The sequence below is a fragment of the Lactiplantibacillus plantarum genome (assembly GCF_014131735.1).
Classification (GTDB): Bacteria; Bacillota; Bacilli; order Lactobacillales; family Lactobacillaceae; genus Lactiplantibacillus; species Lactiplantibacillus plantarum.
This window is the reverse complement of sequence record NZ_CP039121.1, coordinates 2,953,762-2,967,013: the sequence shown is the minus strand read 5'-3', so window position 1 is coordinate 2,967,013 and position 13,252 is coordinate 2,953,762. Positions and strand designations below refer to the sequence as shown.

Below are 13,252 nucleotides of genomic sequence, written 5' to 3'. Positions count from 1 at the left end.
TCAATTAAAAACGCGTGATTCGGATTGTGGTCCGAGTCACGCGTTTTGAGTTTTGGATTCTAATCAGCATAGCGCTAAGTCAGCTCTTGTCCCCGCATATGTGCCGATGTGATGTGCTCAGCTATTGGCGTTGTCGCGCAGGTTTAGTCATTTTGATGTGGGGCGTGTGGTTGAATAGAAAAGGGGTACCGCTCGAAGTGAAGCCGAAATGCTGGTAAAATCCTTGTACTGGCACTTGGGCTTCAATTTGAATTGGCAAATCAGCATAGTGTTCCTGTACGACCTGTTCGATATGGGCCATTAAATCAGCGCCCAAGTGTTGTCCGCGTTGGTTTTTGTCCACCACGACCCGGCCGAAGGAGAGATGGTCATCTTCTGTAAAGATTCGTGCGTATGCAATAATATTTTGATTGACGGTTTTAAAGACATGATAAGCTTTTAAATCAGTATCGTCGACTTCCTGATAGATGCGTTGTTGTTCAACAACAAACGTTTTGACGCGCAATTCATAAATAGCGTATAATTCAGTTGTTGTTAGTTCTGAGAATGTTTTAATCGACCACATGGTGATGCCTCCTTAGCATAGTGCTAAGTTTATCATCAAATGATTGCATATGCAATAATAAAAAGGAGCTTCTATGATACCAACATTAAGATTGATGGGCACGCTGTCGCGAATCGTCACGAACGAGGGTAATCAACGTTTTGCGAAATACGGCCTCAATAACAATCAGTTTATTTATTTAATTCGAATTTGTGAGCAGCCTGGCCTATTTTTTAGTCAATTGGCTGACCAAATGAAGATGGATCGAACCACGAATTATCGCGCCGTTCAGAACTTAATAAAAAAAGGTTACGTGATTAAGCAGACACATCCAGAGAATAAAAAGGTCCGGTGTTTGTACCCAACGAGCGCTGGGCAAGCGTTGTACCCGGAATTGCATGCTTATGAGCAGTGGTGTGCAGACTTGGTTGGTGAGCAGTTAACGCCGGGCCAACAACAAGTTTTGTTTGAAAGTCTGTCGTTAGTCACGGCTAATGTCACCCAGCATATTGAGTAAGTTTAATCACTAAACTAGATTAATTGTGAACAATTAAAATGGCGTGGCGTTTTAGCTGAATTTTAGGCGTGAAGAGTGTACCATGTAGTTATCAAGTTATAACTGGATTAATGTGATCAACGCAGGTTAGCACAATTGCTGGACAGGCGGCATTAGTCAACAGGGATAATGAAAGGGGTTAATAAATCATGGCAACAACTTTGGTGTTAGGTGGGGGTTACGCAGGGATGCGAGCCGTCAAGTTTTTACAGAAGAGTCTACCAACTGAGGATGAAATCATTCTTGTTGATCAGACACCGACGCATACGGAGAAGACTAATTTACACGAAGTCGCAGCGGGGACGATCGCACCTGATCGAATTACTTATCAGATTCCAGATATTATCGGTAAGCGGGTCCAGTTCGTTCAAGCAACGGTCAAGAGCGTTGATATTGAACAAAAACAAGTGACCTTTGAAGATCATCCTGAAATGACCTATGACTACTTAGTATTAGCATTGGGCTTCCAGTCAGAAACATTTGGGGTAGCTGGCGCCGATGAAAATGCCTTGCCAATGGATGATTTGGCAACTTCACAGGCTGTTTATGAACATTTGGAAGAACGGTTTAAAGCCTACCGTACCAGTAAGGACAAAAATGATTTGAAGATTGCGGTCTGTGGTGCTGGGTTCACTGGAATCGAATTATTAGGTGAACTGACCCAGACGTTACCAAGATTGCAGGCGAAGTATCAAACACCTGCTGCTAAGTTAGTTTGTTTGGAACGGATGCCATCAATTTTACCGATGTTTACGCAGGAATTGCGGGACTACGCTTTGAAGTTTATGGAAAAGAATAATGTCGAAATGCGGTTAGGTGCCGTTATTGAGGCCATCAAACCGGGTGCTGTGGTTTACAGTGACGCGGACAAGAACGAACATGAATTTACGGCTAACACGATTATTTGGACGGTTGGTGTCAGTGGTTCACACGTTATTGCTGATTCCGGTTTTGATCAGCGCCGTAACCGGGTCGTAGTTAAGCCCGACTTATCGCTGGAAGGGCATCCCGAAGTATTCATTGTTGGGGATGTCGCTGCAGTGATGGATCCCGAAAGCAATCGGCCATATCCAACCACAGCTCAAATTGCACTGGCAGCTGGCGAACAGGCTGCCAAGAATATTGGCGCTTTGCGTCATAACCAAGCAACGGCGACGTTCCACTATGAATCTAGTGGGACCGTGGCCTCATTGAGCGATCGTGACGGTATTGGTGAAATCTTCAGTAGTAACAAACCGGTTCATGGCTACGCGGCATCAGCATTGAAGAAAATTATTACTGACCGCTCACTTTTGGAAAGTGCGCATTTAGGAACGGTCTTCAGTAAAGGGCGTTTTGACTTATATCATTAATCATTAAATTAATTCCAGTAGTATGATAAATAGCCACCACAGAAATCGAATTTCTGTGGTGGCTATTTTGGACTAGTTCACTGTCGAATGGCTCAGCTGGTTGCTAATTCGGGCAATTAAGTAACCAGCTGTTGGGACTAACGATACTTTACGGGCACCCCTTACAATTAAGGCATGATAAGGGGGCGGTCAAAATGACGACTAAATCAATACGAACACCAATTCAACCGTGGTTTACCCTAGTGGTAGCGGGCAGCTTACTGATAACCTTGTTTTCTAATGCACTTTGGTGGTTGGCTAGCAGTGCGTTTTGCGCGCTACTCGTTTTAAACTTACAATTTATCGTCTTTCCCACCACCGCGGATTGTTATTGGCTAAATCGGCTCAGTTTAGGATTAGTGCTAGCGCTAGTAGTGATAGCGAATATTAAATTTTTACTCATTAGTGGTCTGACATGGCGGTAAGCGCCTAGACATTAAAGGACCTGACTTGAAGCACTCTGTTTGGGTCTATAATCTTTAGTGTTGATGGATAAAATTCATCAACACTATTTTTGTGTCGTATAAAGTACGATTTATCTATCAAAATTAGAAACTATAATGGCTGTTGTTGTTAATTCAAGCAAAAGTGCAATGTGTTTCCCACGGGAAACACATTGTGATATAGTTATTACAAGTGAAAATTCGATTGTGAGTTGGTTTTGAATGTCCCAAGAGGAAGACGTCAAAGCGATTGTTGCTTTGATAAAGTTGAAAAGAAATAATTGGCAAATTAGTCATCGTGCAAAGAATTATTCAGCAGCAGTAACGTTAGGTATGGATTTAGATGGAATTTTAGATAATATATATCAAAAAATTACATGGCGCGATTATGTTAATGGTCCAATGGCAGATAATCACCACCCCAGAATCCCAGGAGATGTGTGGCTCTTTGGACTAGACATCGAAAATATTGAATGTTATCTAAAATTTCAAATTAAAGGCGGCAATATAATATTTTGGATTTCAACTCATCCAGCTGAATACTCGTTGGAATATCCTTTTAAATAATAGACTATTTTTACTTTACGTTCTTGGAGGTACTCATTATGACCAAAAAAACTTTTTACAATGAAGAATTAAATACCACTGAAGAATATTCGGAGGTGTGGAAATACGAACTCATGCGAGTCAAAGACATATCTGACTTGATAGTCCATAATCATTACTGGAAAGATTCTCGAGGAGAACTTTGGTTGGATTTTGATGACCCCAATGAGAATTTTAGAAAGGCCTTTAATGCTTATAGAAATCGAAAAGGATTCATGCAACCAAATGAAATAAAAAAGTTACGAGAAAATTTGCACTTAAGTCAGCGCGTCTTTTCTGAACGATTAGGTATTAGCTATGCAAAAGTATCACAGATAGAGAACAATAAACGAGTTCAAACGCTTTCACAAGAAGTCTCTTTTAGAAAAGCACAACAAGATTACGAAAAACAGGGATTCTTGACTTCTTATGATTCAGATACGAGTGATAGTGCCGAATTAACTAAGGTTTTAACTGAAACAGAATATGTAGATACGGCCAAATATTTCTATAAAACTAATGATTCTTCAGAAACCACAATCTTTAAAGTTCAAGAATTTGTTGGAGGTGTTGCATAATGGCAGTTTTAGAATTTAAAAGCTATACAGTTAATGAGTTGAGTTATAGAAAAAACGATTTATATAAGGAAACTAACCAGAATATTAGTATAAATCCCAAAATTGAAATTAAAAATACGCCAAAGCAAGACAAAATTATTGTAACAGTTGATGTGCATATCGGATCGCTGGCGGAGAAGAAAAATCCATTTATAGTTACGGCGAGCGTCAGTGGCGAATTTGTCTATCATGAGAAAGAAGATCATAATCAAGTTGGTATTGATACTTTAATCAAGAAAAATGCTGTTGCCATTCTCTACCCTTATGTTCGGTCGCTAGTATCCGGTATAACTAATGCATCAAACCAATTTCCAGCACTTATTTTGCCGACTATAAACGTGGCACAATTACTTGATGAACAAAGTAATCGTCAAGAAGCTGCTGACTAAGGTTTATAATACAAATAAATCGTATCATATGATAAATATGCAGAAAGTGTATCTAACTATAGGATAGATATGGTTAGTTGCAGTATTCATAATCAAAATATCTAGACAGGAAAACATCTTTGCCACTATTAGTAATTTAGTGACAAAGATGTTTTCTCTTATATATTCCTAAAGGTTAAAAGATTATGACAATTTTGAAAAGAGCGATTATCAATCCTTTAAAGTAGGCCCAGGTAATGTAGGAAATACCACTCCTCAGCTAATGACTAATATTAAAATGTTTATCAATAACCGGTAAAAAATTATTGATTGAATTCGGATTGCATTCAAGACGAGAATCGAAAAAGGATCCAATTCGTAGATGAATTGAATCCTAAATATAACTTCATCGTCTCTGATCAACAGAGTTTCCTTTGTTTCAAATCAAGCCCTTTTAGCTTATAATCGACCGTTCTTTGATGCCAGTCATTTGAATCAAGTAGGCTGATCCGATTAGTGATGCATCTTAAATTCCAAATAACGGTCATTATACAAGCCGACTTTGGCTGGTGATAAATCTTGATAGATTTGAAGATGCTTGATTGTGTTATTGTCTGGGTAAAATTGGCGATCGTTGCGAATGGCCTTAGGTAATAGCGCCTTGGCTTTCCGATTAGGTGTTGCGTAACCGATATATTCCGCATTTTGGGCGGCGTTCTTGGGTTCACTCATAAAGTTCAAGAAGGCGTAAATCGCCTTAAAGTGTTTGGCCGTTTTAGGAATGACCAAGTTATCAAACCACAAGTTACTCCCTTCGGATGGGACAACGTAATGCAAGTGTGAATTGCCAGCCAACATTTCACTAGCCTCACCGGACCAATCGACCGCGATTGCGGCTTCGTTTTGGATCATGTACATTTTAATTTCATCCGCCACGACGGCCTTGACGTTTGGTGATAGCCGGTTAAGCTTGTTTCGCGCAGCCAATAGAGTGGCTGGATCGGTCGTGTTCATAGACTGATTCATTGATGCGAGGGCGAACCCCATTACGTCGCGGGCGCTATCAATCAGCATGATTTTGTTATGGTATTTTCGTTGCCACAAATCATTCCAGTGTTGAATACTGCCCGGCTGAACGTACTTGTCGTTATAAATGATACCAAGCGTTCCCCAGAAATATGGGACTGAGTAACGATTGTGTTGATCAAAGGCCAAGTTCATGAAGCGCGGATCGTAATTCTTCATTCCAGTCAGTTTACTTTTATCGAGCGGTAAGAGTAAGTGCGCTTTTTTCATTTTTTCAATCATGTAATCACTAGGTACGGTCAGATCGTAACTGGTGCCGCCTTGCTTGATTTTCGTATACATAGCTTCGTTGCTATCGAAAGTTTCGACGTTAACGTGATAGCCAGTCTGCTTTTGAAACTTAGTGAGCAGGCTGGGGTCGATGTAGTCACCCCAAGTATATAGGTTCAAAACCTTTTTGCCAGTACTACCAGAGCTCGTCTGCAAGCGTTGCGCGCCAAAGGCCAGTAAGCCACAGACGACTAGTAAGCTAACGATGATGCTTAATAATTTTTTCACTTTCGCCGCCCCCTAACTGCTGGCCGCCGGTGCCGACTACTGTATTGGTTAATGAAGTAGTAGCCAATCACTAACACCAGTGCCATCAGGAACATTAGACCGGACAGGGCGTTGATTTCCAGGTTGATGCCTTGACGGGCCCGTGAGTAGATTTCAACCGACAGCGTGCTAAAGCCGTTTCCAGTCACGAAGAAAGTGACGGCGAAGTCATCGAGTGAGTAGGTCAGGGCCATGAAGAAGCCAGAAAAGATCCCGGGCATGATGTAGGGCACGATGACTTGGCTGAGTAATTGCCAATTGTTGGCACCTAAGTCAGCCGCGGCATCCAGTAAACTGGTGCTCATTTCTTGAATTTTTGGTAGCACCATCAAGACCACGATTGGAATTGAAAAAGCAATATGGCTTAACAAGACTGAGCCAAAACCGAGCGGAATTTTAAGGGCAGTAAAGAAAATCAAGAAACTGGCCCCGATGATGACGTCGGGTGAAACCATCAAGATATTGTTCAACGATAACAAAGTGTTGCGGGTAATCGGTTTGGTCATACTATTGATTCCGAGTGCCCCCAGCGTGCCAATGACAGTTGCTAATAATGATGATAAGAGCGCAATCAAAATGGTGTCGAGAAAAATGGCAATTAAACGGCTATCCGCGAATAAGTCTTGGTAATGTTGCCAGGTAAAACCATGAAAGTTGTTCATAGTCGTACCTTGGCTGAAGGAGTAAACGACCAGAAAAATAATTGGCGCATACAGCACGATGAAAACAAGCCACAGGTATAAGTTGCGCCACTTGAAGTTACGTAAGGTCATTATTTCGTCAACCCCTTTCGCGCGCGCTTTTTACTGCTGCCAGTTAGCCACATGATGATGACCATCGCAATAATCAGGACGACCCCGATCGTCGAACCCATGCCCCAGTTCATTGTTGTCAAGAAGTGTTCCTCAATCGCAGTCCCGAGTGTAATCACCTTATTGCCGCCAATTAAACGGGTCAACATGAAGAGTGACAGTGAGGGAATGAAGATGGCTTGAATGCCAGCCTTCACACCGGGGAGTGTCAGTGGGAAAATTACCCGATTGAAGGTCTGCCAATTTGTGGCACCGAGATCCCGACTAGCATTGACGTAAGATGGGTTCAGTTCGCTAATCGAGTTGTAAATGGGCAGGACCATGAACGGAATCTGAATATAGGCCGCGACAAAGATGAAGCTGAAATTAGTAAAGAGCAATTGCTTGGGCCCGATTCCGATGAAACTTAAAAACTGGTTGGCGATGCCGGCTTGACTAAAAATGCCGATGAAAGCGTACGCCTTAAGTAATAAGTTGATCCATGTTGGCATAATGATTAAGAGCAGCCACAGCTGCGGATGCTTCGTTTCGTTGAGTAAATAAGCCGTCGGATAACTGATCAATAATGTTGCGAGTGTGATCAAGAAGGCGTACCAGACAGAGTTGAGCGTCATCATCAAGTAGGTATTTGATGAAAAATACGTTTGGTAGTTGCCCAGTGTAAATTGCCCGTTAATGTTGAAGAATGATTGATAGATCAACAATAGGACTGGGGCAATGACGAAGAGGATGATCCACAACATGTACGGGATAAAGTAGGCGGTGTTACGACTTAATCGTTGTTTTGGTTGCATGTTGACACCTCCTAATCATCTTCGTATTGTTCAAGACGAGCATCAAAAGCAGCTTCGCTCTCGTTTAACCGCATGACGTGAATGTCTTGTGGGTCAAAGGTCAGGCCGATCGGTTCGCCTTCTGCGGCAGGGTTAGTTGAATGAACGAGCCATTCGTTATGATCGGTATCGTAAGCGACGATTTCGAAATAATTGCCTCGAAATAGTTGGGAGTCGACAGTGACGACTAACTTGCCTTGATCTGCGGCCACAATGTCGAGATCTTCAGGCCGAAGAACGACTTCGACAACTTCATTAGGCTGCATTCCCGCATCGGCGCATTCGAATTGTTTGCCGACAAACTCTACTTCAAAATCTTTGAGCATTTTACCCGGAATAATGTTACTTTCACCGATGAAGTTCGCCACGAAATGGTTGATCGGTTCATCGTAAATATCAACTGGGGACCCACCTTGTAAAATCTCGCCAGCGTTCATGACAAAGATTTCATCACTCATGGCCAAGGCTTCTTCCTGATCGTGGGTGACAAAGAGAAAAGTGATGCCCAGGCGTTGTTGAAGGTCCCGCAACTCATATTGCATATCCTTACGCAGTTTGGCATCGAGAGCCGATAACGGTTCGTCGAGTAAGAGGACCTTAGGCTGCATAACGAGTGCCCGGGCAATGGCAACTCGTTGTTGTTGTCCACCAGAGATTTCACTGATTTCACGTTCTCCAAGATCGGCTAGTTGGACCATCGCGAGTGCTTTTTGGACCCGCGTCTCGATTTCATCCTTGGGAACTTTGTGTAATTTCAAGCCAAATGCCACGTTTTCCGCGACATTCATGTGTGGAAAAAGGGCGTAATCTTGAAAGACCGTGTTGACTTGCCGCTGATTAGCCGGCAGGGTGTTGATGACCTGACCGTCAAAGTAAACTTGACCGGAAGTGGCATCCGTAAACCCCGCAATGGTACGCAGAATGGTTGTTTTACCACACCCAGACGGACCGAGTAACGTATAGAATTTGCCCGCTTCAAGATCTAAGTTGATGTTTTTTAAAACTTGATGTTCCCCGTAACTTTTAGTGACATTTGTCAATCGAATGATTGGTTGTGTATTAACCGCCAAAGTAAAGACCTCCTTAAAACGTGTACCAAGCTAGTGTAACCTAATACCAGCTCGATTGGTTGTGACATGATTATAAGTAGGACGCGGTCGTAACCAAGGTGAACGTGCAGGACGTGGTGCCAAGATTACGAATCTGATGCGTCTTAGTCGCATGGAAGTACAGCGTATCTCCCGCCGTGGCAGCATATTGCTGAGCTCCGAGCTGTAAGCTTAAAGTGCCGGTTTGAACCATAATAAAGGTCTCTGCCGGCGACGGCTCAAAAGATTTGAAGCGACCACTAGGTGCCAGTGTGACGGTGACCGGTTCTAACTGATTTTCGTTAGACGCGGGTACGAGCCATTTCACACGGTATCCTAAGGCTTCATCGTCATACGTGGTCTGATCTGCTGGATGGTAGACCACTTTGTGAGTGGGCTGCTCAGCCGCAAAAAAATCAGCGGGGGCACAACCGAGTACTTCAAGAATCGCGAAGAACGTCTCCATTGAAGGCGATGACTGATTGTGCTCTAACTGTGATATGTACCCCTTGCTAAGGTCAGTTCGTTCGCCTAATTCTTCTTGCGTGAGTTGCTTTTGAATCCGTAAGTTGCGGATGCGTTGACCAATGTCCATGACATTCACCTCGAATCGGTAGTTTTGTTAAACTAAACAATAAGTTTAGTACGAGCTTTAATTATAATGAAAAATGACGTGGTGACAAGCATTTTTTACAATTGGCAGCTTCTTTTTTTAAGTCTGCCAGCTTGTCTGGTCAAATCGCCCAGAAACAGTGGTGTTGAGGGGTTGGAACTGTCGTTTGGTTAGTGAATAAATTAGGTGCGTTGTGGACGGACTTTTCGTGGCGTGCCGCTGAAGCCTGCGCTGGCTAGGCAATGCTCAGCCTCAACCCGCGGCCCCTCACACTCTAATAAAAAAGCCCAAGACATCCGTCTTAGGCCGTTAGCGTTGTTGATTAATCCGCGCGGTAAACGACTTCAAAAACTTCACTGACCATCGGTGTGTCCGATGAGAGGTTTTTGCCGTGTTCTTCTAACGTCGGGGTGAATTCTGCCGTCTTACGCTTGCGCCAATCACCAATTGTGCGATCACCATCGCCTTCATGGTAAGCGTGTTCCGCCGAGATGCGATAAAACGGAATGAGTTCAGACACCACCGTTTTCAGAATCGCGACCGGTTTCATGTCACCATTTAGCAAGACGTTGTAGTCGCCAACTTGTGGAATGGCAATTTGTTCCGCGGTATAACTGTCCAGCGGCGTGGTTGTCGCTGTCTTCGTCCCAGCCAGAATTGCGTCGGCTAAAGCAGTCACTTCGGCAGGGTTATTTTGTTGACCGAACCAACGTGTTTGATAAGAAGCCCCGTTTGTGTCGGTGCTTTCGTTATAAGCATGCCATAATTGTTCTGCTGATTGAGCGGGCATAAAGGTCACCTAATTTCGATTAGAATTATTGAATTCGAATGCATGTAACCGAATTCACAATTCAAGTATAGCATGACATTTCTGAAAACGACACGTTCGACACTGGTTTTTCGGGGAAAATTAAGTTAGTCAACTATTGACCGACATTTGCTATAATATACGTACGAATTGGAGGGCGAAAATCAATGGAAATTACACCTGTTAAAATGCTGGATTTACCACAAATCATGGCGATCGAAAAATCTGGTTTTTCAGAAGCAGAGGCTGGCAGCGAGGCTGCTTATCGCGAACGCATTGAGAAATTAGCGGATACTTTTCTGGTCGCCCGCGATGGTGCAGTCGTACTTGGCTTTATCGTGGGACCAGCTGTCGGTGCCCGCTATATTGAAGATGAGATGTTTGTAGAGACACCGACTAACTTGCCACGTGGCGGCCATCAGCTGGTTTTCACGTTGGCAGTTTCGCCACTAGCACGTCACCAACAGATCGGTAGTCAATTATTGACCGCGCTAGCTGAGAAGGCTCAAGCAGACGGGCGGACAAGCATGGCGTTGACTTGTTTGGAACGACTAATTCCGTTTTATGAACGTAATGGTTTTATTAATCAAGGTGTGGCGAACTCCGAACATGCTGGTGAAACTTGGTATAATTTAGAGAAAGTCTGGGATTGAATCATGAAATTAGCAACATTACAAGCACAATTACCGGATTTTGAGATCCGATTACTAACTTTAGCTGACCAGGAAGCATTGCTAGAGCTGGAACAAAGTAATCCGCGCTATCATCAATATTTCTCACCGGAACCACTAACGATGACTGAGGTACAACATGATTTGACGGCCCACCCGGACGAGCTAGCGGCGGCACAAAAACAGGTTTTTGGTTTTTACTTAGCACACCGTTTAGTAGCCGTTTTAGATGTACTCAATCAGTATCCACAAGAACAATTTTTATTCGTTGGATTACTCATGGTCAATAAGGCTTACCAACGTAAATCAGTGGGCCGAGTTATTGTAACCGGACTGATGCAAGCGGCACTTCAAGCGAATATAACGGCGATCCAACTAACGCGCGTTACTGCTGATGAAGGGGTCGCAAGATTCTGGCAGAAACTCGGGTTTGAAGATGGTAACCAGTTGTTCTTACCTTTAAAAGCCGGTGGCCGGTTAGCGGTGACGACGATGACACGGCTACTCCAATAGAATTCTCATGGAACTCTTAGCAATAAGGCCTAGTAAGCGATATCAGACATGTTAAACTCGTGATGACTAATAAATAGAAATGAGGTTAACACGATGATTAAGCATTGGGGAAAAGCCGAAACTGGCATGTTGATTGCAGCCGTATTGTTATTAATGGTAATTTTTACCTTCTTTGAAATTACGGCTAGTTTAACAGTTAGTGTCATTGCTTTTCCGATTAGTTTGATTGTGTTGATGGCGATTATGGAATTCGCCGCAACGGAATTACGGCGCAAGTAAGTGACTCGCAAATAGATCGTAACCTAATATCGTGCTTGTTTAGCAGGAGCACGTATATATAGAAGCCCGTATTTACCACGATTGGCAGATACGGGCTTTTTTCGTGACGGCTGAGGACTATTCCTACTAGGTCTAAAGGACACTGTTTGGACTGTACAAGTGGCCTGATTTTAACGTTTTCTTAGCTTGTTTATAACTGTACTATACTGTACTATTTAACGTAAGCGAAGTAACGACTGTGTATTAAATGGAGGTGGGCCATGCAAATTGATCATGGAAGCCGACAACCGTATTACGCTCAGATAGTAACCGGTATTGAACAAGATATTGCTCATGGTGTGTTACAAAGTGGTGAACAACTGCCGTCGGTGCGTGAAATGGCTCGTCAACACTTGCTGAATCCGAATACGGTCAGTAAAGCCTATAAGCGACTGGAGACACAGCAAATTATCGAGACGGTTCCGGGAAAAGGCACGTACGTTAAAGTGGTGGATTCAACGCTGTTCCGACAAGAATTACGGGAACAGTTTACACAAATTGTCAGGCTAGCGGGTCAAAGAGGCGTCAGTATTGCTGAATTGCATGGCTGGCTTGATCAAATGGGGGAAAAATAATGAGTTTAGTGATTAATCAGTTAAGTAAGCGCATTGACCATCACCAGACGTTAGATGGCATTAGTTTTGAGATTGGACTTGGTCAAATCGTCGGTGTTGTTGGCCGTAACGGGGTTGGGAAAACAACCCTTTTTCGGACAATCAATGGGCAGTACCTCACGGATCATGGTCAGGTCCTGGTTGATGGGCAAGAGGTTGTTGATCAACCGGAAATGCGGACGCAACTGTGTTTTATTGATCCACTGGCAAATTTTTTTAAAGGCGCGACGATTGCGCAAATCCAGTGGTATTATCAAGCTGCTTACCCGGACTTTGATAATGCCAAATTTGCGCAATTGTTAGACCGTTATCATCTGACGTCCAAACAAAAATTACGCCATTTCTCTAAGGGAATGTTTGGTTTGTTTACAATCATTCTCAGTGTTGCGACGCAAGCGCCGTATCTCTTTTTGGATGAGCCGCTAGATGGTTTGGATGTCCTAATTCGAAAAAACATTCTTGGTATTCTAATTGATGAAGTGGCTACGGGAAACCGTTCAATCGTGATTGCGTCACATAATTTGGCTGAATTAGAGGGGGTTATTGACCGCGCGTTGATGCTTAAACACGGTCGCATTGTCAATGACTATCAATTAGAAGCCATGCGACGAAGTGCACGAAAAGTTCAATTAGTGTATCGTGACAAGCAGATTCCAGCCGTTGTTAAACAATTAGGCCATATTGTACACGTTTCTGGTCGGGTTATCGTGGTAGTGTTTGAAGATTATAATGCTGAGGTCCAGGCGCAATTAGCGACAACTAACCCGGTATTTCAAGAAGATTTACCACTCTCATTAGCAGACTTGTTTATGGCTAATCTGACGGATGAAGCTGACTTTGAATTATTATCTTAGG

18 protein-coding genes are annotated in these 13,252 nt (G+C 43.2%); 11 read left to right on the top strand and 7 right to left on the bottom strand.

Translation table 11 applies throughout. The annotated features are described in order from the left end of the window. Window positions 1–121: 121 nt before the first annotated feature. Window positions 122–565, bottom strand: coding sequence for a GNAT family N-acetyltransferase (locus tag E5260_RS14020; protein ID WP_003641884.1), 444 nt, complete (start codon window positions 563–565; stop codon window positions 122–124). Between the two features lie 73 nt (window positions 566–638). Between E5260_RS14020 and E5260_RS14015 the strand changes: the two genes are divergently transcribed. From E5260_RS14015 to E5260_RS13990, 6 genes are all read left to right on the top strand, one after another. Next, window positions 639–1,061, top strand: a complete 423-nt coding sequence (locus E5260_RS14015) for a MarR family winged helix-turn-helix transcriptional regulator (RefSeq protein WP_003641885.1) — start codon at window positions 639–641, stop codon at window positions 1,059–1,061. 188 nt (window positions 1,062–1,249) lie between these two features. Next, complete coding sequence (locus E5260_RS14010) at window positions 1,250–2,452, top strand: NAD(P)/FAD-dependent oxidoreductase (RefSeq protein WP_003641886.1); 1,203 nt, start codon at window positions 1,250–1,252, stop codon at window positions 2,450–2,452. A 131-nt stretch (window positions 2,453–2,583) separates the two neighbouring features. After that, a complete protein-coding gene (locus E5260_RS14005) occupies window positions 2,584–2,916 on the top strand; it encodes a hypothetical protein (protein WP_013355158.1) in 333 nt (110 codons plus the stop codon). 240 nt (window positions 2,917–3,156) lie between these two features. Continuing rightward, complete coding sequence (locus E5260_RS14000; protein WP_003641888.1) at window positions 3,157–3,501, top strand: hypothetical protein; 345 nt, start codon at window positions 3,157–3,159, stop codon at window positions 3,499–3,501. A 38-nt stretch (window positions 3,502–3,539) separates the two neighbouring features. Continuing rightward, window positions 3,540–4,097 carry a helix-turn-helix domain-containing protein gene (locus tag E5260_RS13995; RefSeq protein WP_003641889.1) on the top strand — a complete coding sequence of 186 codons (558 nt, stop codon included), beginning with the start codon at window positions 3,540–3,542 and terminating at the stop codon, window positions 4,095–4,097. Beyond that, entirely contained in the window at window positions 4,097–4,525 is a 429-nt protein-coding gene (locus E5260_RS13990; RefSeq protein ID WP_003641890.1) for a protein-export chaperone SecB, read from the top strand. The genes E5260_RS13995 and E5260_RS13990 overlap by 1 nt, the downstream gene beginning before the upstream one ends. A 492-nt stretch (window positions 4,526–5,017) precedes the next feature. On the opposite strand, the gene E5260_RS13985 is transcribed toward E5260_RS13990, so the two are convergent. The 6 genes from E5260_RS13985 to E5260_RS13960 all read right to left on the bottom strand — a co-directional run bounded on the left by E5260_RS13985 (window position 5,018) and on the right by E5260_RS13960 (window position 10,263). Next, complete coding sequence (locus tag E5260_RS13985) at window positions 5,018–6,088, bottom strand: ABC transporter substrate-binding protein (RefSeq protein WP_003641891.1); 1,071 nt, start codon at window positions 6,086–6,088, stop codon at window positions 5,018–5,020. Next, the gene (locus E5260_RS13980; protein ID WP_003641892.1) at window positions 6,085–6,900 is read right to left on the bottom strand and encodes an ABC transporter permease; all 816 of its coding nucleotides are present in this window, start codon (window positions 6,898–6,900) and stop codon (window positions 6,085–6,087) included. The genes E5260_RS13985 and E5260_RS13980 overlap by 4 nt, the downstream gene beginning before the upstream one ends. After that, entirely contained in the window at window positions 6,900–7,733 is an 834-nt protein-coding gene (locus E5260_RS13975; protein ID WP_003641893.1) for an ABC transporter permease, read from the bottom strand. The genes E5260_RS13980 and E5260_RS13975 overlap by 1 nt, the downstream gene beginning before the upstream one ends. 11 nt (window positions 7,734–7,744) lie before the next feature. Beyond that, entirely contained in the window at window positions 7,745–8,842 is a 1,098-nt protein-coding gene (locus tag E5260_RS13970) for an ABC transporter ATP-binding protein (protein ID WP_003641894.1), read from the bottom strand. A gap of 70 nt (window positions 8,843–8,912) precedes the next feature. After that, entirely contained in the window at window positions 8,913–9,455 is a 543-nt protein-coding gene (locus E5260_RS13965) for a helix-turn-helix domain-containing protein (RefSeq protein ID WP_003641895.1), read from the bottom strand. A 340-nt stretch (window positions 9,456–9,795) separates the two neighbouring features. Next, window positions 9,796–10,263, bottom strand: a complete 468-nt coding sequence (locus E5260_RS13960; RefSeq protein WP_003641896.1) for an ASCH domain-containing protein — start codon at window positions 10,261–10,263, stop codon at window positions 9,796–9,798. 185 nt (window positions 10,264–10,448) lie between these two features. On the opposite strand from E5260_RS13960, the gene E5260_RS13955 reads away from it, so the two are divergent. The 5 genes from E5260_RS13955 (at window position 10,449) to E5260_RS13935 (ending at window position 13,251) form a co-directional block, all read left to right on the top strand. Continuing rightward, window positions 10,449–10,934, top strand: a complete 486-nt coding sequence (locus E5260_RS13955) for a GNAT family N-acetyltransferase (RefSeq protein ID WP_003641897.1) — start codon at window positions 10,449–10,451, stop codon at window positions 10,932–10,934. Window positions 10,935–10,937: 3 nt separating this feature from the next. Then, entirely contained in the window at window positions 10,938–11,465 is a 528-nt protein-coding gene (locus E5260_RS13950; RefSeq protein WP_003641898.1) for a GNAT family N-acetyltransferase, read from the top strand. Between the two features lie 93 nt (window positions 11,466–11,558). Then, window positions 11,559–11,744, top strand: a complete 186-nt coding sequence (locus tag E5260_RS13945; RefSeq protein WP_003641899.1) for a hypothetical protein — start codon at window positions 11,559–11,561, stop codon at window positions 11,742–11,744. Window positions 11,745–12,004: 260 nt separating this feature from the next. Beyond that, window positions 12,005–12,358 carry a GntR family transcriptional regulator gene (locus tag E5260_RS13940; RefSeq protein ID WP_003641900.1) on the top strand — a complete coding sequence of 118 codons (354 nt, stop codon included), beginning with the start codon at window positions 12,005–12,007 and terminating at the stop codon, window positions 12,356–12,358. After that, entirely contained in the window at window positions 12,358–13,251 is an 894-nt protein-coding gene (locus E5260_RS13935; RefSeq protein ID WP_003641901.1) for an ATP-binding cassette domain-containing protein, read from the top strand. Before E5260_RS13940 ends, E5260_RS13935 begins: the two co-directional genes overlap by 1 nt. The last annotated feature ends 1 nt before the right edge of the window (window position 13,252 follow it).